At 49.5% G+C, this 19,230-nt stretch carries 15 protein-coding genes and 1 pseudogene; 13 read left to right on the plus strand and 3 right to left on the minus strand.

From position 1 onward, the window contains the following. Positions 1 to 77 precede the first annotated feature (77 nt). The 3 genes from ACLU9Q_RS12550 to ACLU9Q_RS12560 are packed head-to-tail and all read left to right on the plus strand — an operon-like array spanning position 78 to position 8,130. Positions 78 to 1,292: an NPCBM/NEW2 domain-containing protein gene (locus ACLU9Q_RS12550; RefSeq protein ID WP_298513537.1), complete on the plus strand. Its 1,215-nt coding sequence runs from the start codon at positions 78 to 80 to the stop codon at positions 1,290 to 1,292. 29 nt (positions 1,293 to 1,321) lie between these two features. After that, the gene (locus tag ACLU9Q_RS12555; protein ID WP_298513534.1) at positions 1,322 to 6,097 is read left to right on the plus strand and encodes an NPCBM/NEW2 domain-containing protein; all 4,776 of its coding nucleotides are present in this window, start codon (positions 1,322 to 1,324) and stop codon (positions 6,095 to 6,097) included. Positions 6,098 to 6,111: 14 nt separating this feature from the next. Next, positions 6,112 to 8,130: a YARHG domain-containing protein gene (locus ACLU9Q_RS12560; protein WP_298513531.1), complete on the plus strand. Its 2,019-nt coding sequence runs from the start codon at positions 6,112 to 6,114 to the stop codon at positions 8,128 to 8,130. Between the two features lie 161 nt (positions 8,131 to 8,291). On the opposite strand, the gene ACLU9Q_RS12565 is transcribed toward ACLU9Q_RS12560, so the two are convergent. The 3 genes and pseudogenes from ACLU9Q_RS12565 to ACLU9Q_RS12575 form a co-directional block, all read right to left on the minus strand. Then, a complete protein-coding gene (locus tag ACLU9Q_RS12565; protein WP_298513526.1) occupies positions 8,292 to 8,465 on the minus strand; it encodes a hypothetical protein in 174 nt (57 codons plus the stop codon). Between the two features lie 193 nt (positions 8,466 to 8,658). Then, the gene (locus ACLU9Q_RS12570; protein WP_298513523.1) at positions 8,659 to 9,291 is read right to left on the minus strand and encodes a lactate utilization protein; all 633 of its coding nucleotides are present in this window, start codon (positions 9,289 to 9,291) and stop codon (positions 8,659 to 8,661) included. 278 nt (positions 9,292 to 9,569) lie between these two features. Further along, positions 9,570 to 9,665 (minus strand): annotated as a pseudogene (locus ACLU9Q_RS12575) (MerR family transcriptional regulator); the annotation flags it as partial. Between the two features lie 529 nt (positions 9,666 to 10,194). On the opposite strand from ACLU9Q_RS12575, the gene ACLU9Q_RS12580 reads away from it, so the two are divergent. From ACLU9Q_RS12580 to ACLU9Q_RS12625, 10 genes are all read left to right on the plus strand, one after another. Continuing rightward, positions 10,195 to 10,887, plus strand: a complete 693-nt coding sequence (locus tag ACLU9Q_RS12580; RefSeq protein ID WP_302227459.1) for a response regulator transcription factor — start codon at positions 10,195 to 10,197, stop codon at positions 10,885 to 10,887. 5 nt (positions 10,888 to 10,892) lie between these two features. Next, a complete protein-coding gene (locus tag ACLU9Q_RS12585) occupies positions 10,893 to 11,810 on the plus strand; it encodes a sensor histidine kinase (RefSeq protein WP_296832017.1) in 918 nt (305 codons plus the stop codon). 208 nt (positions 11,811 to 12,018) lie between these two features. After that, complete coding sequence (locus ACLU9Q_RS12590; RefSeq protein WP_296832018.1) at positions 12,019 to 12,942, plus strand: ABC transporter ATP-binding protein; 924 nt, start codon at positions 12,019 to 12,021, stop codon at positions 12,940 to 12,942. Then, entirely contained in the window at positions 12,935 to 13,669 is a 735-nt protein-coding gene (locus ACLU9Q_RS12595; RefSeq protein ID WP_296832019.1) for an ABC transporter permease, read from the plus strand. The genes ACLU9Q_RS12590 and ACLU9Q_RS12595 overlap by 8 nt, the downstream gene beginning before the upstream one ends. 12 nt (positions 13,670 to 13,681) lie before the next feature. Further along, positions 13,682 to 14,413 (plus strand): ABC transporter permease, encoded by a 732-nt coding sequence (locus ACLU9Q_RS12600; protein WP_412625369.1) that lies wholly within the window; start codon positions 13,682 to 13,684, stop codon positions 14,411 to 14,413. Positions 14,414 to 14,720: 307 nt separating this feature from the next. Next, on the plus strand, positions 14,721 to 14,816 hold the full coding sequence (locus ACLU9Q_RS12605; RefSeq protein WP_296832050.1) for a hypothetical protein: 96 nt from the start codon (positions 14,721 to 14,723) through the stop codon (positions 14,814 to 14,816). Between the two features lie 239 nt (positions 14,817 to 15,055). Continuing rightward, on the plus strand, positions 15,056 to 15,313 hold the full coding sequence (locus tag ACLU9Q_RS12610) for an AbrB/MazE/SpoVT family DNA-binding domain-containing protein (RefSeq protein WP_296832022.1): 258 nt from the start codon (positions 15,056 to 15,058) through the stop codon (positions 15,311 to 15,313). Positions 15,314 to 15,323: 10 nt separating this feature from the next. Further along, positions 15,324 to 15,713 carry a putative toxin-antitoxin system toxin component, PIN family gene (locus ACLU9Q_RS12615; RefSeq protein ID WP_296832052.1) on the plus strand — a complete coding sequence of 130 codons (390 nt, stop codon included), beginning with the start codon at positions 15,324 to 15,326 and terminating at the stop codon, positions 15,711 to 15,713. Between the two features lie 319 nt (positions 15,714 to 16,032). Further along, positions 16,033 to 17,799 (plus strand): arginine--tRNA ligase, encoded by a 1,767-nt coding sequence (argS, locus tag ACLU9Q_RS12620; protein ID WP_412625371.1) that lies wholly within the window; start codon positions 16,033 to 16,035, stop codon positions 17,797 to 17,799. A gap of 172 nt (positions 17,800 to 17,971) precedes the next feature. Further along, the gene (locus tag ACLU9Q_RS12625; protein WP_412625372.1) at positions 17,972 to 19,222 is read left to right on the plus strand and encodes an SH3 domain-containing protein; all 1,251 of its coding nucleotides are present in this window, start codon (positions 17,972 to 17,974) and stop codon (positions 19,220 to 19,222) included. Positions 19,223 to 19,230: the final 8 nt, after the last annotated feature.

Raw genomic sequence — 19,230 nt, forward strand, 5'->3', positions numbered from 1 at the left:
CCAGCTTCAGACACCTGCTGTGAACGGAGTGAACAGCAACAATTTTTTGAAAACATCAGGCGAGGAGGAGATGGGCTATGAAGCGAAAGAGAAGAGGATTTTATGCAATTCTGTTTGCGGTCGGGCTTGTGCTGACGGGCAGCGCCGCAGTGCTGGCAGAGGAAACGGCAGCGGAAGGGGCTGCGGAGATTGACGCGGCAGTGCAGGAAGCAGGAACGGACAGCAGTGCGGCGCAGGAAACGGATGCAGCGGATACGGTACAGAACCAGGTGCCGCATGTGCTGACGCCGTATCAGACGAATAATTTCACTCTGTGGGATAATGAGCCGACGGAAGCGTTTTATATGATGGCGGCAGAATATAAGCAGGGGCTGACACCTGCAAATTACGACAGCTACCGCCAGGCGCTCTATAACCTGGACGGGCAGTTTTCGAAGGTAACGATGGAGGTCGGACATATCGACGGCGAGCGGAACGGCAGCGCAACGCTGTATATTTACAAAGACGGTGAGCTGGCGCAGACCGTACAGCTTGCAAGCGATATGATGACGCAGAAGCTGGAGCTGGATACGACGGGTGTGAAGCAGCTGCGCCTGGATCAGGAGGGCGGCGATGCGGCATACGGCTACGCGAATGTGACAGGCTTCGGCGGGCATAATTTTGTGGCGGAAATGACGCAGGTTGTTTCGGTGTTCAGCGACGGCGTTTACACCTACACCTGCAAAGACTGCGGATATTCCTACGGCGAGACGATACCGGAGCAGAGCGCGTGCGTGCCGTATCTGACGCCGTATCAGGTAACGAATCTGTATTCGCTTGAGGAAACGGAGGATACGCAGGACTGCTTCTACGTTATGGGCAAGGCGTATTATAAAGGAGCGATCCCGGAGAACTACGATTCGACGCGGGAGGCGCTTTACAATCTGGGCCAGAAATACAACAGCGTTACCTTTACAGTCGGGCACCAGGACAATGAGCGGAACGGAGACGCTCTGCTGCGCGTTTTCGGAGACGGCAATCTGATGAAGGAGCTGGAGCTGACGAAGGATATGCTGAACCAGACCATCACGATCAATACGGTCGGCGTCACGCAGCTGAAGATTTCCTATGAGGGCGGCGACAGCAATTATGCGATTTTCGATATGAGCTACGAATCAGCAGAGACGTGGGAGCATAATTTCCAGAAGGAGGTGCTGCTTGAGGCGACGGTCGGGCAGACGGGGATCTGCACATATACCTGTGTGAACTGCGGTTCCTCCTACACGGAGATTATTCCGGCGGTGGATGACTAAAGCGGCAACAGAAGAGAGGGAGGAAAGCGATGTATTGTCATAACTGTGGAAAAGAAATTGAAAATGATGCGAAGCATTGTCCGCATTGCGGGGCACAGCAGCGGACGGCGCCTGCGGGCGGCGAGGCGAAAGCACAGCAGACAGCTCCGGCACAGAGCAGCGGAAATGGAAAAGACGGCGGAAAAAAGAAGCCAATGATATTTCTTGGCGCTGCCGTTGCCGTGGTGGTTGTTCTGGCGGTGGTTATTATGCTGGTTACCGGAAAACGCACGCTGGAGGTCATGGATTATGTGGGGCTGAAGGTGGAGGGCTTAAGCACGGAGGGAACGGGAAGGGTTTCCTTTGATACGGATAAGCTGCTGGCGGATATCGGCGAAAAGAAAGCTCTGACGGAGCGGGAAAAGGAAGATGTGGAGGCGCTGATCGCCGACGCGATGAAGGATTTTTCGATGTCAAAAAGCAGCCAGCTTGCAAACGGCGATGAAGTGACTGTGGAAAGCAATCTGGATAAAAAGCTTCTGAATGACTATGGGATCGCGCTGAAAAATGGTTCTGCGGTTCTGACAGTGGCGGATCTGATCGAGATACAGGAAATCCGTCTGAATGATTATATGAAGATGGAGTTTTCCGGATTCGAGGGTGACGGCTACGCTTATATCAGCACGGATTATGAGAAGCTGAAAAGCGATGTGGAAACGCAGGTGCGCGCGCTTGCCGGGGAGCAGGAGGCGGAGAGCTTTATTTCCGAAGAGCTTGGCAATTATCTGTATTCCTTCTATCTGGATGTACAGCCGTCTGGCGGACTCAAAAACGGCGATGAGGTGAAGGCGGTCATCAACATGGATAAACCGGAAATCAGTGAGTATGGTATCCGTTTTAGCTGGGAGGATATGACGGAGACGGCAGAGGGACTTTTGCCGACACATACGGTTGTCCTGACGGATTATTTAAATTGTGAGTTTTCCGGATATGACGGCGCCGGGTATGCCGACATTGCGCTGGATACGGAAAAGCTGGGTGCGGATCTGCAGGCGGCGTTCGAAGAGGCGGGGCGCGGCGTTTACGGCGCTTTGCAGGAGGACGCAGATATGGCGGCGGATCTGGAAAATGCCGTGAAGATTATCCGTGACAGCTGGCGCGGTAATTTTAACACGACGCTTGATAAGGAAACGGCGTTGACGAATGGGGAAACGGTGACGCTGGAATGCGCATATGAGCAGGAGCCGCTGTATATTTACCAGATCGGCGTTTATTTGGAGGGCGGCACGAAGGAATTTACCGTGGAAAACCTCGAAGAGCCGCAGGAAGTTGACCTGGCGGACGCGCTGACGGTAAGTTTTTCGGGAATATGCCCGAACGTGCGCGTGGAGCTGACGATTGATTACGATCAGCCCTATGTGTCGCTGACCTCGCTCTGGAGCATGAGCAGCAGCGAACGGATCGTTGCAAAGAACGGTGACGTCTACGAGGGAGAGATCACATACGATGAGCAGGAAATGCTGGAGAACGGCTATCGTGTGACGAACAATCAGTACAGCTATGAGATCTCCGGGCTGAATACCTATGAGATCAACGTAAGCGAAGAAGAGCTTATTGCGTTGTCGCAGACATTTGAAGATTATGTGAGACAGAAATTTGTGAGCGCATCCGACAGCATTCTGGAGTATGCGGGCAGCGAAGGCTGGCTTGTCTGGAATGAGAGCGAGATGGCGCTGGATTCCTTTAAGCTTGCCTACAAGACGAATGAGGATTATACGGAAAACCGGCTGTATCTGGTATTCCACATGGCGGTGCCGCTGAAAACGCTGGATCGTCAGGCGGAGCAGCGGGATGCGTTTATGGTAATGTACGTTTCGGACATTGAACAGATGCCGGACGGTCAGCTTATGCTTGAAACAGACAGGAACGAGTCGCTGTTTATGACGGCGGAGGAAACACAGGATTATATTGCGCAGAATATTGCAGAGAACATGGAGGGCGCTGAGATTCTGAATGAATATGCGGCGGAGGAAGCGCCTGCGCCTGATACCACGGATACTGCGGAAATTTTGGGCATGGAAGTGGAAGAGGCACAGATACCGACCGGAGAATTTGCGGACAACGTAAAGAGCCAGGCGGCAGCTTATGTGACTTATGAAGGGCATATCTATGCGCGGTATGACATGAACCTGAGCTGGAAGCTGGCAAATACCTTCTGTGAGACGGCCGGCGGGCATCTTGCGACCATTACCTCGGAGCGCGAAAAAGCGGTGATCGAAAAGCTCCTGGAGGGTGCGCCTTTTGGCGAATACTGGCTCGGAGCGGCAGACGCCGACTGGGAAGGCGGCTGGCAGTGGATAACAGGCGAACCGTTTGAATGGACAGACTGGGACAGCGGACAGCCGGATAATTCCGATTACGAAGAAGAAGGCGAAAACTATCTGGAGATGGGAAGCGGCTTTGGAAACCACTGGAATGATAACTATGGAGAAAATACCGACGGCGGTTTTATTCTGGAAATCGAACCGGCGGCAGCGGAAATTGCGGATAATACGATAGAAGCGGAGCCGGATGACGGGGAAGCAGGCGCGGATACAGATGCAGCAGAAGAAATGTCAGAGGCAGCAGATGCGGCAGAAGAAATTACAGAGGCGGCAGAAGAAACTGCAGAGGCTGCAGTGCAGGAAGAAGAGCGTACAGAAGCAGCACAGGCATACCTTGCAGATCTCACACCTGAGGCATCCAATAGCTGCGGCATAGAAAAATATCTGACGGATCCATACGGAAACGACCATTTTTACAGTCTGTATCTGGACGCGGCGCAGAGAGGTTCGATGACATATGACCTTGACGGAGCGTGGTCGAGGCTGACCGGCACCATCAGCACCTGGACGGAAGCGGACAGCGGATGCAGTTTTGAAATTGCTATCTGGGGCGACGGCACGCTGCTGTTCTCGAAATATGATTACCAGAAGGGCGATGCGGCGATTCCGTTTGCGATCGACGTGAAGGGTGTGGAAAAGCTCTGTATCCAGACAAATGCTTACGGAAACACATACAACGGATATCTGTTCTTAAATGAAGGAAAATTGTTCGCGGACGGTACGGAGACAGCTCTGGAGGAGACGCGGGAGAGTCTTGATAAGCCTGCCCTTGTAAGCTCTGCCGGATATGAGAGGACGGAAGCGGGCATGATTACGGATATCTACGGAAATATTCACCGTGACGCCTGCGCGTTTTCTGCATCGGAGGGCGGGTATGCGCTCTGGAATCTGGACGGGAAGTATACTTCCTTTGAAGCGACGCTCTTTGCATCAGACCGCTATGATTACTATGACTATTATCAGGAAGCAGAGGGAACCCTGGAAATCCTTCTGGATGGAGAGAGTGTATTTAAGGCGGAAAATTACTCCATTCTGGAGCAGCCGATGCCGGTTTCCCTGGATGTGACCGGAAAAAAGACGCTGGAGGTGCGCACATCGACCAGAGAGGATAACAGCTACCTGTACTTCTATCTGGCTGACACGATGCTGAAAAAGCCGCTTGCAAAGGAAGCTGTTCAGGCAGCAGCGGCGGAATTTCCGGAGATTCCGGCTGTTGTGGAGCAGCGTGCGGCGCAGATCGTGACGCTTGGAAATCACTGCTACTATTTATTTGAAGAGCCGCTTACCTGGGATCAGGCAAGTGCGTTCTGTGCGGCGGCAGGCGGCGTGCTGGCGTGCCCGGTGGATGCGGACCAGAATCTTGCGCTGCAGTATCTGGCATACGACGGTCTCTGGGACAGCTACTGGATCGGCGGAAGGCTGACCAAGGGCGTCTGGGGCTGGAGCAATGGCGAAGCCTTTGGCAATTATCTGAACTGGGGCGACGGAAAGCCGGACAATGTGGACAGCCTGGAATATCTTCTGAGCATCAATTATGACGGCACCTGGAACGACCTTCCGGCGGACGCGGAGCGCGGATTCATCATGGAGACGACAGCTGAACTGGGGCAGCAGGCAGAGGAAACTGTGCGGCTGGCGGAGCTGGAATGGATGAACAGTGATTACTGCGAGGCTTCCGATGTTTATGGTATAGACGAAATAAATACGAAGGCAAAGACGCTGGAGCTTGGCAGCGTGCGTCTGGATGCGTCAAACGATGCGCGCCTCAGCGTGCAGCTCGCTGACGGGTATGTCGTATTTTCCGGTACGGTGTCTCCTTATTCCGGTGCGTCTGAGAATGTAAATATGCAGTTTGCAGTTTTTGGCGATGGAAAGCTTCTGTATGAATTGCGTGATATCCGGAAAAATACGGATGAAACGGCATTTTCCGTAGACGTCAGCGGAGTGAACGTGCTGACGGTGGCAGCGTCCAATAATGGAAGCTATGATTACGGACATCTGTATCTCACCAGCGCGCTCGGCGTGAAAGACGGTACGGGCGAAGCGGCAGATATTCAGCGCCTGGCGGATCTGATCCTGGTGGAAGAGGTAGGTACCTATACGGAGCAAAAGCTTTACACAGATGTTTACGGTATCCTGCACGACCGTTTACTGGAGCTGAATGCGCAGGAAAATGCAAGAGCACTTTACAATCTGTCGGGAAATTACACGACCTTTACCGGAACGCTCACAGCGCTGACGGAGGGGACGTTGGAGACAGATGCTTCTGTTCAGATTAAGGCGGACGGAGAGACGCTGTATGAAATTTCCGGGTTTGAGATGCAGGAGGGGCCGGTTGCCTTTGAGCTGGATGTCACAGGAAAAAGTACGCTGGAAATCGTGACGTCATCAGAAGATCGGACGTGGATTTATCTGACGGATGACCGGATCGCGGCAAAGTAGAGAGAGGCGATGTTATGAGAAAAAGGAAAAGCCTGAAAAAAGTGGCGGCAGCCGGGCTTTGCGCCTGCGTGGTATTATCCGCGCAGGGCGCAGACAGTCTGGCGGCGGAAATGAAATCCGAAGCGGCAAAAACAGAGGCGCCGGACGTTTATCTTCCGGAAAGCAGCAGCCGCTATCTGGAAGAAGAGGAAGTGGAAGGCTGGACGCGCGGGGAGCTGGAATACGCGAGATATGAGATCTTTGCGCGGCGCGGGATGCTGTTTGATGATCCGGAGATAGCGGAATACTTTTCCGGAAAGAGCTGGTATTTTGGTTTCATAAAAGAGAGCGATTTCCCGGAAAGTATGCTGAACGAATATGAGCTTGCGAATGCAGAACTGCTGGAGCGTTTGGCAGCGGAAGCGGAGGATGACACCGAAGAATCCGGTACGGAAGAAGATCAAAGCGCGGCGGCAGCGGATGGCACTACGGATACGGCCAAGACGGATGATGCAGATGACACGCAATCCGGGACAGGCGAAGCGGGAGCGGATGAGGCCGGGGAAGCTGTGACGGAGGAAGAAACCGGGGATGCAGCGAAACCGGCCGGGACGGATGCGGCCGAGCCGGATACTGAGGAAGAAACCGAAACGGAGCAGGCGGTTTCTTATGTTCCGGGTGAATATACGGCGTATGCCGACGGCTATGCAAGTAAAATTATGGTGACTTGTACCTTCGACGAGAAGGGAATCGTCAGCATGGGTATGAACCTTTCCGGGGAAACTGCCGGGCAGGGAGCTGAGATAGGAAACGATCTGATAAAGAGCATTTTAAAAGATCAGACAAGCGAGGTGGATGCAATCGCCGGTGCGACCGTCACTTCCGATGCAGTCAAAGAGGCGGTAGCCGTCTGCATGGAGCAGGCGAAGGCTGCCGGGGAGAGCGAGAAGGAATCGGAATCCGAGCTGCAGACAGAAGGAGAGACGGAAACGGAGACAGAAACTGCGACAGAAGCGGCGACTGAGATTGAGTCGGAAACAGAGGTGGAGACACAGACAGAAGCTGCGCCGGCGACTGAGACTGAGTTGGAAACAGAAGCAGAGACGCAGACAGAAGCTGCGCCAGCGATTGAGACTGAACCGGAAACAGAGACAGAAACAGAAACTGAAACGGAAATTGTATCGACAGAGACGGAAACGGAAGCGGCAATAGAGACAGAACCGGGGACGGAAGCCGGATTCAGCAGAAACGAGGACCTGCATGATGTAGACATCATGGAAGAAATTGAGAAAATGGAGGCAGGGGAAGGCGTCAGCCAGCCGGGAGAGAAAACAGCGGAGCAGCAGGAAACGACGGAGCTGCAGTTAGCCGGAACCTCCGACGCGGCGCCTGTCATCGAATACATTTTCCCGGACGTAGCCGAGCGGTATCTGGATCGTTCGGAAGTGTCACGGCTTTCCCCGCAGGCGATCAGCTATGCGAAAAATGAAATCTATGCGCGTCACGGACGGAAATTTGCTTCGCAGGAGCTGAAGGATTATTTTGGTTCTAAGAGCTGGTATGCGGGAACGGTAGATCCCGACGATTTCACGGATAAGGTATTTAATGTTTATGAGCAGGCGAATCTTCTGTTGATCGTAGAGTATGATACTTACAAGTTGGACCAGCCAGGCTACGACATCTATAGGGTGAATGAGGAACTGTCCCTTTTTGCTGCGGAAACGTCCGAAGCGGCCATCGCGCCGGAATCCGGTTACCTGTCCGGGCAGTATATATTTGCGGACAGCGACATCCGCTATCTGACAGAAGAAGAGGTGAATGTGCTTTCTGCGCGGGTGGCATGTTATGCACGCTACGAGATTTATGCGCGCCGGGGCGCCATCTTTACACCCCAGGAGCTGCAGGAATACTTCGGCGGCAAAAACTGGTATGCGGGAAGGATTAACCTGTCCGATTTTTCGTCCGAGATGTTCAATCAATACGAGCTGTACAATATGAAACTTTTAAATGAGCGTGAAAAAGCTCTGGAGCCGGACGGCTACCTGAACCGGTAACGCGCAAATAACATCAAAAGAGAACCTGCTGATGCAATGCGGCGGAGCACCGTCCAAATGTTCGCTGATGCAATCTGCTGCAGGACACCGGTCAAACGTCCGCTGATGCAATATGTTGCGAAGTGTCGGCAGGAACGTCCGCTGACGCAATGCGGATGGCGTCAGTCAATATAATTTTGCGAGCACTTCACACAGGCGGAGTTGCGGCTGCACACAAAGGAGAGCATGATATCCTCCGGGTAGCGGCTGCAGCTCCCTTTCTTATATGTAACAGTATGTGTGACGTCGGAAGCATCCGTCGGGCATTTGCATTTGTAGTCTTTCGTGTATTCCATGAGAACTCCTTTCTTTCGCAAAGCGGCTGCGTTTAAAGCGATTTGAAAATGCTGTGATGCCGGGGCATTTTGTCTGCTCCGGCACAGTATTTCCGGAATCCGGGCGTTCGCCGTACAGAGTGTTTGCAGAATACGGACGTTCCGCCGTATAGAATGTTGTTAAAATCCGGACATTCCACCGGACAGAGTATTTTCAGAAGCCGAGGGATTCTCCGACCAGGATGACCTGGATGCGTCCCGGGAAACGGTTGTAATGCTGAACATGCAGCATGTTGCATATTTTTTCCGGGGAGAAGCAGTTGTGACAGACGCCGTCTTTCGCGCAGGGCGTGGAAAGACCGAGCCGGATAGCATTTGGCGGCGCGGCAATATTATGCACGCGCGCAATGGCAGCGTCCAGATCCGGCACAATTTTGTTCATGCCAACAAGCAAAATCACACAATCCGGCCCGTAGGAGAGCGCGGCAACGCGGTTGCCCGTTCCGTCTATATTGACGAGCTGCCCGTCAAGAGTGACGGCATTTGCGCTCATCAGATAAAAATCTGCGGAAAATGCCTTGCGATAAAATGCTTTACGCTCCTCCTGCGGAATTTCAGCGCGGTCCCAGAGCTCTACCGGCGCATTTTTCAGAGCGTCCAGCAGACCGCATTCTGTGATGGATTCCGAACCGCCCCAGGTAACGGTAGCCCCTTCCGGAATCAGAGACAATACTTTTTCAACGGCGCTTTTGCAGTCCGGGCAGTAGTGCCCGTCCATACCGCGCTTCTGCAGAGCCTTGATGACGGTTTGCGCCTGTTTCTCATAAAAAACTGACATGGTACTCATAAAAATCCTCCTTTTCTATTGCACAACTATCACATAAATTTTTGCGGCATCCAGACAGGATGTCCGGTTGCCTGCAAAAATCCGTTGTTTTTTTTATCTTACCACCAGACGAAATAAAAATCAATGACGGCAAAAGACGAACCGCGCGAAGGATAAAGCCGGACCGGGCAAGGGCAAAAGCCTGGCCGGGCGCAGGGAGCAGGACCCTCTTCATGCAGAACCCTCTTCATCCTTCTGCCTGCTCCTGGCTGAAGATGACTTTGATTTCCGGGATGTTTTTCTTCCGCTTGCTCAAAGGGCAGCATACCCTCCTCGGTGTAAAATTTTAATGTGCTGTACCGTACATTTGTTAAGCGGACCAGCTCTCCGATTATTACATATTTTTAGGGACATACCGACGGAATCAAATAATGCGGTGATGTTTTTGCCTGTAACAGAATATGTATAGGCTTCCAGAACCTTTTCTATTTTTACGGGCTTTCGCTGTGATGACTGATTCAAAAAGTCATACAGAGGCTTCAGATATTGCTTCTGCTCCGGAAGGGCGCCGGTTACAGTGACCGTTTTTTGGTCGAGCAGGATACAGCCCTCCAGCTGCAGCTCCAATAATCCCGATGCCAGCAGGCAGGCTTCATCAAAGTATTTGCAGGCATATGAGACAATTGTAAAATGATAAGTATGAAATAATTTTAAAACCCTAATGTTAATATTTGTTGATAGGTAAACACGTGAAAGTAGGGGCAGAAATCCCAATCAGAAGGTTCTGCTCCTGCTAAAGCATTTCCAGAGTTTAGTAAATGTTAAGAGTGATTGACTTGTTTCTTATCCACCAAAGAAATATAATAATGCTTATCTGGAAAAATGTCATATACTGAGGTGGTTTGAAATTAGGAGGAATCAGGAATGAATAGGATTTTAATAATAGATGATGATAGAGAACTTTGCACATTGATTAAGCGCAGCGTTTTTTCTGAAAATATAGAAGCCGACTGTTGTAATACCGGCAAAGAAGGCCTAAAAAAAATAAAGGAAAAAGACTATCAGCTTGTGATACTTGACATTATGATGCCCGGCATGGACGGATTTGAAACACTGGAAAAAATCAGGGCAGAAAACAACCTGCCGATTCTGATGTTTACATCTAAAAATGACAGTGCTTCCAAAGTGCGGGGATTACGGGCAGGAGCTGACGATTATCTGACAAAGCCTTTTGATATGGACGAGCTAATAGCCCGTATTGTTTCGCTGATACGACGCTATATCCGTTTCAATCAACCAGACGGAACACCGCGGCAGCTTCACTTTGACGGTCTGGAAATCGACCTTGAAAGCCGCTCCATTACTACAATCAATGGAACATTTGAACTTCCCCCAAAGGAATTTGACTTACTTCTTTTCTGCGCGAAAAATCAAGGGAAAATCCTTACAAAGCAGCGGATTTATGAAGAAGTCTGGGGCGAGGAATATGTCTATGACGACAGCAACATTATGGCAATCATCAGCCGCTTGCGGAAGAAATTAGAAGAAAATCCCGGAAACCCGAAATACATTCAGACAATCAAAGGTATCGGCTACCGTTTCAACAAGGAGGTATGATTTTCATGGAATTAGTTGCTGCTGTATCGGTTATCATTGCCATAATTTCTGTCCTTACTTCCTGCCTGATTGTCAGACGGGTAAAGAAACAGATTTCCGAAATGTCTGACGCACTGGCTGATGTGAAGAACGGAAACGGAAACAGACGTATTTTATCCGCTGCAAATGAGCTTATCGCGCCGCTTGCCTATGAAATCAATGATATTATCGTATCTTATGAAAACAGGTTCTTTGCGTTTCGCCAGACAGACGAAACAAACCGGCAGCTTATGACGAGCCTTTCGCATGATGTGAGAACGCCCCTTACTACTTTGATTGGGTATCTTGACGCCGCACACAAAGGAATTGTTACCGGGAAAGACCGCGACGATTATATAGAAACCGCCCGGCGGAAAGCACACGACCTAAAAGAATATATTGACGTACTTTTTGACTGGTTCAAGCTGGGTTCAGATGAATTTGCTATGGAAATAAACACTATCGAAGCGGGAAAACTGACAAGGGATATACTGATTGACTGGATACCGATATTTGAGGATAAGCAGATAGAGTACCATATTGACATTCCCGAACAGCCATTCCGGGTAAGACTGGATACGGATGGCTATATGCGGGTATTGAACAATCTCATACAAAACGTGATTGCTCACAGCCATGCGGATAGGATAGAAATGATTTTGTCAAAGCAAAGCGGAAATATGAAAATCTTATTAGCCGACAATGGTATTGGAATTGAAAAAGAAGATTTGAAACATATTTTTGAACGGCTTTATAAGTGCGACAAAGGACGCTCTGAAAAGGGCAGCGGTCTGGGGCTGTCTATCGTACATCAGCTTGTAGAAAAAATGAATGGAACCATAACGGCGGAAAGCGTACCGGGGAAAGGAACCGCTTTTACGCTGATTTTCTCCCTTGCAGATTAAGGCTGCCCTCTATGGCGACAGCCTTAATTGCTTTTTAGGGGAAAAACGGCGGTGTAAAGCGGACATTCGCATTTTGCTTTGCTACATGCTCATGAACGCAGACCGCTTCGCTTATCTGCGTTCAAATTGCAAGGTTAATGCAAGGTTAGTGCAAGGTTAATGCAAGGTTGGCGTGGTATAATCCCTTTCAGAACAAGGAGGTTTGAATATGAGTGATTACATCATTGAAACAAAAAATCTGACAAAACAGTATGGCGCACAAAAGAGTGTTGCCGACCTCAATATCCATGTGGAGAAAGGGAAAATCTATGGTCTGCTTGGAAGAAACGGAGCGGGGAAAACAACGACCATGAAAATGCTGCTTGGGTTGACACAGCCAACGTCAGGCGAAGTTAGGATATGGGGAGAGCCTTTAAGGGGCAACGAAAAGAAAATACTTCCGCGTATCGGCAGCCTGATCGAATCCCCCGGTTTTTATCCCAATCTGACCGGCACGGAGAACCTGCGTATCTTTGCTACGCTGCGGGGAGTACCGAGCAGCCATGCAATTAAGGATGCTTTGGATTTAGTCGGTTTGCCCTATAAGGACAAGAAGCTGTTTTCGCAGTATTCTCTTGGTATGAAGCAGCGGTTAGCGATTGCCCTTGCCATCATGCACGACCCGGAGCTTTTAATACTGGACGAACCAATCAACGGGCTTGACCCTATCGGCATTGCAGAGGTTCGTTCTTTTATCCGTGAACTTTGCGATGCACGGGGAAAAACAATTTTGATTTCCAGTCACATTCTTTCGGAAATTTCTTTACTGGCTGATGATATAGGGATTATCGACCACGGTGCATTACTGGAAGAGGAAAGCCTTGCAAAGCTGGAACAGAAAAGCAGTAAACATATCCGCTTTATTGTTTCTGATACGGCACAGGCGGCAAGAATTTTAGAACATAATTTCCATGAGAGCCATTTTTCGGTACAGGATGACCACAACCTGCGTCTGCACAATTTGGATTTGGCTGTCGGGGAGATTGTTACCGCTTTTGTGGAAAACGGACTGGTGGTATCGGAAGCGCATACCTGCGAGGAAAGTCTGGAAGAGTATTTCAAGCGTGTGACAGGAGGCGAGGGAATTGCTTAAATTGGTCTATTGTGAATTTCTGAAATTAAAACGGAAAAAATTTGTATTATTAACAATTCTTGCGGCTGCACTGTTTCCTATTTCTATGATCGCATTTGCTGTGAAAGGCAATTTAGAATTTGACTGGCTTTATATGAATATTGCTATATTTGGATATTTTTTACTATTACCAACAGTTTTGGGGGTTTTGGGAGCGATATTGTTCTTTTCGGAAGAAACGAATGGAACACAAAAGAACCTTAACGCAATCCCGGTTTCCACAGCAGCCCTGTTCATTGCAAAAGTAATTATTATATTGATATTTTCCGTTATATATTCTCTTGCGACGACTGGCGCGACCTTAATAGGCGGATTGATCATAGGGAGTACCGACCATATTCTTTACAGGCTGTTGATGGGACTTCTCATTGGTGTTATGGTGGCGTTTTCTATACTTCCTGTTATCGCCATTGAATGTCTGAGCAGGAAAGGCTATATTTTTTCTATAATTCTATCGTTTGTTTATGCAAGTGCTAGCTTTGAGATCGTATTTGCTATATCAAACGTTCTGACTCCCCTGTCTGCTGTTTTCAGATGGGCATTACCTCGCATGACTACAGGATCTGCTTCCGGTTACGGATTGGACGACTGGTTTTTAAATTCTCCCGCGTGTATTGGTGTTTTGATGCTGACCGCGATTGCTTCATTAACGATTGCGATTGTCTATAAAAGCAGGCAGGAAATTTAGGGGGTGTTAAAAATGATACGACTAATAAAAACAGAGTTTTTAAAATATAAAAGATACAATATTCTTTGGCTTGGAATTGTATCTGTACTTTTTTCTATTATTTTAGCAGCGTTCCAATTAGCCGGAACCAATAACAGTATAATCAGCTACACAGGACTTTCGGAGGGAGCGATCTGGAACCATTTTAGCTTATTTCTTCCCTTTACATTCACGTTAGTGGTTGGATATTCCATTAACCGGGAATATACCGATCTTACATTGAAAAATATACTGGTCGTTCCGGTTTCAAAATTCAGGTTGATTTTATCAAAAATAGTAGTAGGTTATGGCCTGGTAATTCTTGAATGGATTTTCAGCTTTATTGTTACTTTGATTATTGCTAAAGCAATGGGCTGCACAGATATCAATTTGCAATCTTGCGTTATAAGCCTTAAACAGCTATTTGTTGTAAGCACTTGCTGTTATATTGCGATCCTTCCGGTCATTGTTATAGCAACGAGAAAGCAGGACAAATTTCTGTCCGGGGTAATCTTCTCATTCTTCTATGGATTTTGTGGAATATTCCTTGCTGATGGGAACCTTATCAATGTATATCCTATGACAACAGGATTAGTGCTTTCAAATTATGCGCATGATGAAAAAATTGTATATTCTCCGTTGTTGAGTATAAGTGTTATCATTATTATTTTCATTGGCACCCTTATACTTCTGAAAGTGCTTAATCGAAAGCGCAATGACATATAATCTTCCACGCGACGGCAAGAAGAAAGAACAGTCGAAATACCTGATGGGAAAATGAAGCATGCGCTGTCTGCCTGTTTACCGAATGGAGATAATTAGTTGACTGCCTGGAGAGCGGAGATAGTCTTGGACAGTATGGTAAGGAATGAAATGATCACGCAGGAAGATGCGGATAGGATACGAGGGGAGAAATAAAGCGGAAAAGAATGATGATGTGGGAAAAGTATTGATTGTTTCTTTTGCCATGGAAGAAGGACAGATATACAGCCAGGTGTGGAAAGAGCCATATTACAGGGCAGAGGACAATGTAATGAGCCTGATCCGGAGAATACGAAAGAAAATAGAACCTGATCCGTCAAAACCAATTTATGTTTTGACAGTGTGGGAGTCGGCTATAATTCAATAATGCAATAAAAAGAAAATGAGCGGCTGCTGTCAATTCTAAAAGACAGAGCTGCTTATTTTGCATCGGCAGCACCGAAAGACTCGTCGCAGGCATATGGGATGGAAACCATAATTTTCTATCAAGAAATCTTCATAAAAATAGTCGGTAAAAAAGATTGATATTATCGAATCCATTGCGTATAATAGAAATGTAAAGAAAGTAAAGAAAACCAAGCGGATATTTTGAAAGGATGATGAAATATGGAAGTAGCAAAAATTTCCAGCAAAGGGCAGATTACCATTCCCGTATCTGTACGGAATGCGCTGAAACTGAAAGCCGGGGATAAGATTGTGATCTTAGAGGAAAACGGCAGGTTCTATTTTGAAAATTCCGCAATGCTGGCATTTAAGCGGGCAGAAGAAGCGTTTGCCGGGGAGGCCAAGAAGGCAGGCTTCACATCCGAGGAAGAAATGCAGGACTACATGAAGGAAATTCGGAAGGAAGTAAGGGGGTATTAGTTTGCGGGTAATGCTCGATACCAACATTTTTATCTCAATGATCTTCTTTCCGTCGGAACAGACAAGGGAGCTTGCAAGGCGGTTGACGGACAGCCATCAGATTGTGGTATGCGACTACGTGGTTGAGGAGCTGCGGCTTGTGACAGACCGGAAGTTCCCGGCAAAGAGGAAGTTTCTTGACCGTTTCTTTCTGGAACTGCCTTTTGAAATGGTTTATACACCGAAAGCGTTGGATTTGAACGGATTCCCGGAGATGCGGGACACAAAGGATTCCCCGATACTGGCAACGGCAATCATGGAAGGCATTGACGTATTTGTGACGGGAGATAAGGATTTTCTGGTTCTGGATGTGGAAATCCCGGAGATTGTCACGATGGCGGAATTTCTGGAACGATATTAAGAGTATGGAGGAGCTATTGATTTCTGCGTTGGTAAGATTGTGCAAAGAAAACTGAATAATGGAATTAAAGGTAAGCAGCGAATCTAAGAAACAGGTGCGCTGCTTCTTTTTTTGCAAAAAAATAAAAAAGTTTTGGGAAGAACACCGCAAGCCCGCAGATGATGCGGAAACCGAGGAAGGAAAATGAAGCGTACAGGGAATGGGCGAGGAATCTGTCGCCTGTTGCTGCATGGAGAGAATAAAAAAGGATTGAAAAACATTGATTTTATCAGTATAATCGTCTGTAGACATTTGATTAACAGACAGGAGTTTGGCGAAGATGAAGAAAATACTTACATTAATTGAAGAGGAACTGGTGCCGGCATTTGAGAAGGCAGGGGTGGAGGCGTCCTATGCAAAGGTGACGGTTTCCAACCGACCGGATCTCTGCGAGTTCCAGTGCAACGGCGCGATGGCGGCGGCAAAGAAGTACAAAAAGGCTCCCATCATGATCGCAAAGGATGTAGTTGCTGCTTTGCAGGACAGCGCGATGTTTGAAAAAGCGGAGGCGGTAAATCCCGGCTTTATCAATCTGAAGCTGGCGGGAGATTATCTGGCAGGCTTTTTAAGCGACATGCAGGCGGACGAAAATCTGTCTGTGGAGAAGGCAAAGGAGCCGAAAAAGATCATCATCGACTACGGCGGAGCGAATGTGGCAAAGCCGCTCCATGTAGGGCATCTGCGCTCCGCGATCATCGGGGAAAGCGTCAAGCGCATGGGGCGCTTTATGGGACATGAGGTGATCGGCGACGTGCACCTGGGCGACTGGGGACTGCAGATGGGGCTGATCATCACCGAGCTGCGGTATCGTCAGCCGGAGCTTGCGTATTTTAAGGAAGGCTATACCGGGGAATATCCGCAGGAGGCGCCGTTTACGATCGGTGATCTTGAGGAAATTTATCCGGCGGCGAGCAAAAGATCGAAGGAGGACGAAGCGTACCGCGAGGAGGCGCTGGAGGCGACAAAGCAGCTCCAGCAGGGAAATCGGGGCTACCGCGCGCTCTGGCAGCACATTATGCGCGTGTCCATTGCCGATCTGAAGAAAAATTACAGCCGTCTGAATGTGGAATTTGACCTCTGGAAGGGGGAATCGGACGCGCAGCCGTACATCCCGGACATGGTACAGCGCATGAAGGACGAGGGCTTTGCGCACGAAGACCAGGGGGCGCTGGTGGTGGATATAAAGGAAGAAACGGATGTCAAGGAAATTCCGCCGTGTATTATTCTGAAATCGGACGGAGCGTCGCTGTATGCGACCACCGACCTGGCGACCATCGTAGAGCGCATGAAGCTTTACCAGCCGGATGAAATCTGTTATCTGGCGGACAAGCGGCAGGAGATGCACTTTATCCAGGTATTCCGTACCGCGCGGAAAACCGGGCTTGTGAAGGAGGATACAAAGCTTTCCTTCCTTGGCTTCGGCACAATGAACGGAAAGGACGGCAAGCCGTTTAAGACAAGGGACGGCGGCGTGATGCGTCTGGAGCATCTGATCGCGGATATCGAGGAGGAGATGTACCACAAGATCATGGATAACCATGAGATCGACCCGCAGGAGGCGCGCGAGACGGCGAAAATCGTCGGACTTTCAGCGATCAAGTACGGCGATCTGTCAAACCAGGCGTCCAAGGACTATGTGTTTGATATAAACCGGTTTACTTCCTTTGAGGGAAATACCGGACCGTATATTCTCTATACGATCGTGCGTATTAAGTCGATCCTGAATAAATACCAGGCAGCGGGCGGCAGCGCGGCAGAAGGGAGCATACTTGCTGCGGCAAATGACAGTGAAAAAGCGCTGATGCTGGAGCTGAGCCGCTTCAACGGCGTAATGGAGAATGCTTTCGAGGAGACGGCGCCGCACAAGATCTGTTCCTATATTTATGACCTTGCGAATGCGTTCAATCGTTTCTACCATGAAACGAAGATTTTAAGCGAGGAGAATGCGGCGCAGAAGGCGTCCTGGATCTCGCTTCTCTGTCTGACAAGAAGGGTTCTGGAGGCGTGCATCGGAGTGCTTGGCTTTGAAGCGCCGGAGAGGATGTAGGTGAAATAACAGACACCGCTGTGAAGGAAAGCGCGCGGATGGCTTCGGGCCTTTGCGTGGGGAAAGGATTTTCGGTAGATTTTCTTGTGAATCTTAAGGAAACATGAACCGCCGCAAAAAGGTTGGACATTTACAGGTGGGTGTGTTATTATCAACATAAGAGGTGAGGAAAATGTCTGATAAGAGGAAAATATCAACAATTTTAGGAATCTGCGGGGCAACAGTGCTGGCAGCGGGCGGCAGTATTTTTCTGACAAATACCGGGCTGTCCCTGGTGGATCAGAGCCAGCAGGTTGAAGGAGAGACAGAGCCGGGGCTTGGTGCGCAGACGAAGGAAACCGAGCAGCCGATCACTGTCGAGCAGTTTTCAAAAACAAAGGATTCATTTACGGTGTCGTCGAAAACGGCGTCGGATACAAAGACGAATGCAGATAATCAGAACATTTCCGGGACGGGGAATGCGGCGGACACGTCTGCTGCGGGAACCTCCGGGGAGAATTCAAGCATGATGTATGCCACCGGCGGCGTGAATGTCAGAAGCAGCGCAGGCGTGGAGGGGGATATCCTCGGCACGCTCCAGGTGGGAGAGGGCGTTACCGTAACCGGAAACAGCGAGGGCAACTGGATAGAGGTGACCTATAACGGGCAGACCGGCTATGTCAGCGGAAATTATCTGCAAAATGGAAGCACGGGCGGCAATGGAAGTACCGGCAGCAACGGAAGCACCGGCAGCAATGGAAGCACCGGCAGTTCGGGCGGTACTGTCAGCCAGACGGAGGGCACGGACAGCAGCTCCTCAAACGGCAGCAGCGGCACTGACAGCAATTCGGCGGGAAGCAACGGCGGTTCTTCGAACACCGGCAATACGCCGGCAGTCATTACCTGGAACGTTACTTCCATGAGCGGCACCATGTATGCGACCGGCGACGTGAATGTCCGCACCGGTGCAGGCACGAGCAATGACCGCATCGGCGGTTTGAGTGCAGGATCTTCTGTCACGGTTACCGGCTCAACGGACAACGGCTGGATACAGGTAAGCTACGACGGGCAGACCGGTTATGTTGCAGGCAATTATCTGTCCTGGGACAAGCCGTCAGGCGGCGGTTCATCAGGCGGCAGCAGCGGCGGTTCATCGGGAGCATGGGACGACAGCTATACATACGATCTGAGCAGCCGTTATGTCTCTGAAGATGAACTGGCAGGGTACAGCGCAAGCGAGCTTGCGATCATACGAAACGAGATTTTTGCGCGGCACGGACGCATCTTCACAAAGCAGACATATAAGGATTATTTTTCACAGAAGACATGGTATGAGCCGACTTACGACCCGTCCTACTTTGATGCGAATTTGGACAGCTTTTTGAACGATTACGAGTGGGCGAACCTTGCTGTCGTTCAGAAACTGGAAGATGCAAAGAGCTAGGGAGGAAT

The organism is Marvinbryantia sp. (assembly GCF_047017445.1).
Taxonomy (GTDB): Bacteria; Bacillota; Clostridia; order Lachnospirales; family Lachnospiraceae; genus Marvinbryantia.

Excerpts from the sequence above, each read along its gene's own strand:
- ACLU9Q_RS12580 (WP_302227459.1), top strand. The coding sequence starts at position 10,195 with ATGAATAGGATTTTAATAATAGATGATGATAGAGAACTTTGCACATTG.
- ACLU9Q_RS12605 (WP_296832050.1), top strand. The coding sequence starts at position 14,721 with ATGAGCCTGATCCGGAGAATACGAAAGAAAATAGAACCTGATCCGTCA.
- ACLU9Q_RS12550 (WP_298513537.1), top strand. The coding sequence starts at position 78 with ATGAAGCGAAAGAGAAGAGGATTTTATGCAATTCTGTTTGCGGTCGGG.
- argS (WP_412625371.1), top strand. The coding sequence starts at position 16,033 with ATGAAGAAAATACTTACATTAATTGAAGAGGAACTGGTGCCGGCATTT.
- ACLU9Q_RS12590 (WP_296832018.1), top strand. The coding sequence starts at position 12,019 with ATGAGTGATTACATCATTGAAACAAAAAATCTGACAAAACAGTATGGC.
- ACLU9Q_RS12570 (WP_298513523.1), bottom strand. The coding sequence starts at position 9,291 with ATGAGTACCATGTCAGTTTTTTATGAGAAACAGGCGCAAACCGTCATC.
- ACLU9Q_RS12610 (WP_296832022.1), top strand. The coding sequence starts at position 15,056 with ATGGAAGTAGCAAAAATTTCCAGCAAAGGGCAGATTACCATTCCCGTA.
- ACLU9Q_RS12560 (WP_298513531.1), top strand. The coding sequence starts at position 6,112 with ATGAGAAAAAGGAAAAGCCTGAAAAAAGTGGCGGCAGCCGGGCTTTGC.
- ACLU9Q_RS12565 (WP_298513526.1), bottom strand. The coding sequence starts at position 8,465 with ATGGAATACACGAAAGACTACAAATGCAAATGCCCGACGGATGCTTCC.
- ACLU9Q_RS12555 (WP_298513534.1), top strand. The coding sequence starts at position 1,322 with ATGTATTGTCATAACTGTGGAAAAGAAATTGAAAATGATGCGAAGCAT.
- ACLU9Q_RS12600 (WP_412625369.1), top strand. The coding sequence starts at position 13,682 with ATGATACGACTAATAAAAACAGAGTTTTTAAAATATAAAAGATACAAT.
- ACLU9Q_RS12585 (WP_296832017.1), top strand. The coding sequence starts at position 10,893 with ATGGAATTAGTTGCTGCTGTATCGGTTATCATTGCCATAATTTCTGTC.
- ACLU9Q_RS12625 (WP_412625372.1), top strand. The coding sequence starts at position 17,972 with ATGTCTGATAAGAGGAAAATATCAACAATTTTAGGAATCTGCGGGGCA.
- ACLU9Q_RS12615 (WP_296832052.1), top strand. The coding sequence starts at position 15,324 with ATGCTCGATACCAACATTTTTATCTCAATGATCTTCTTTCCGTCGGAA.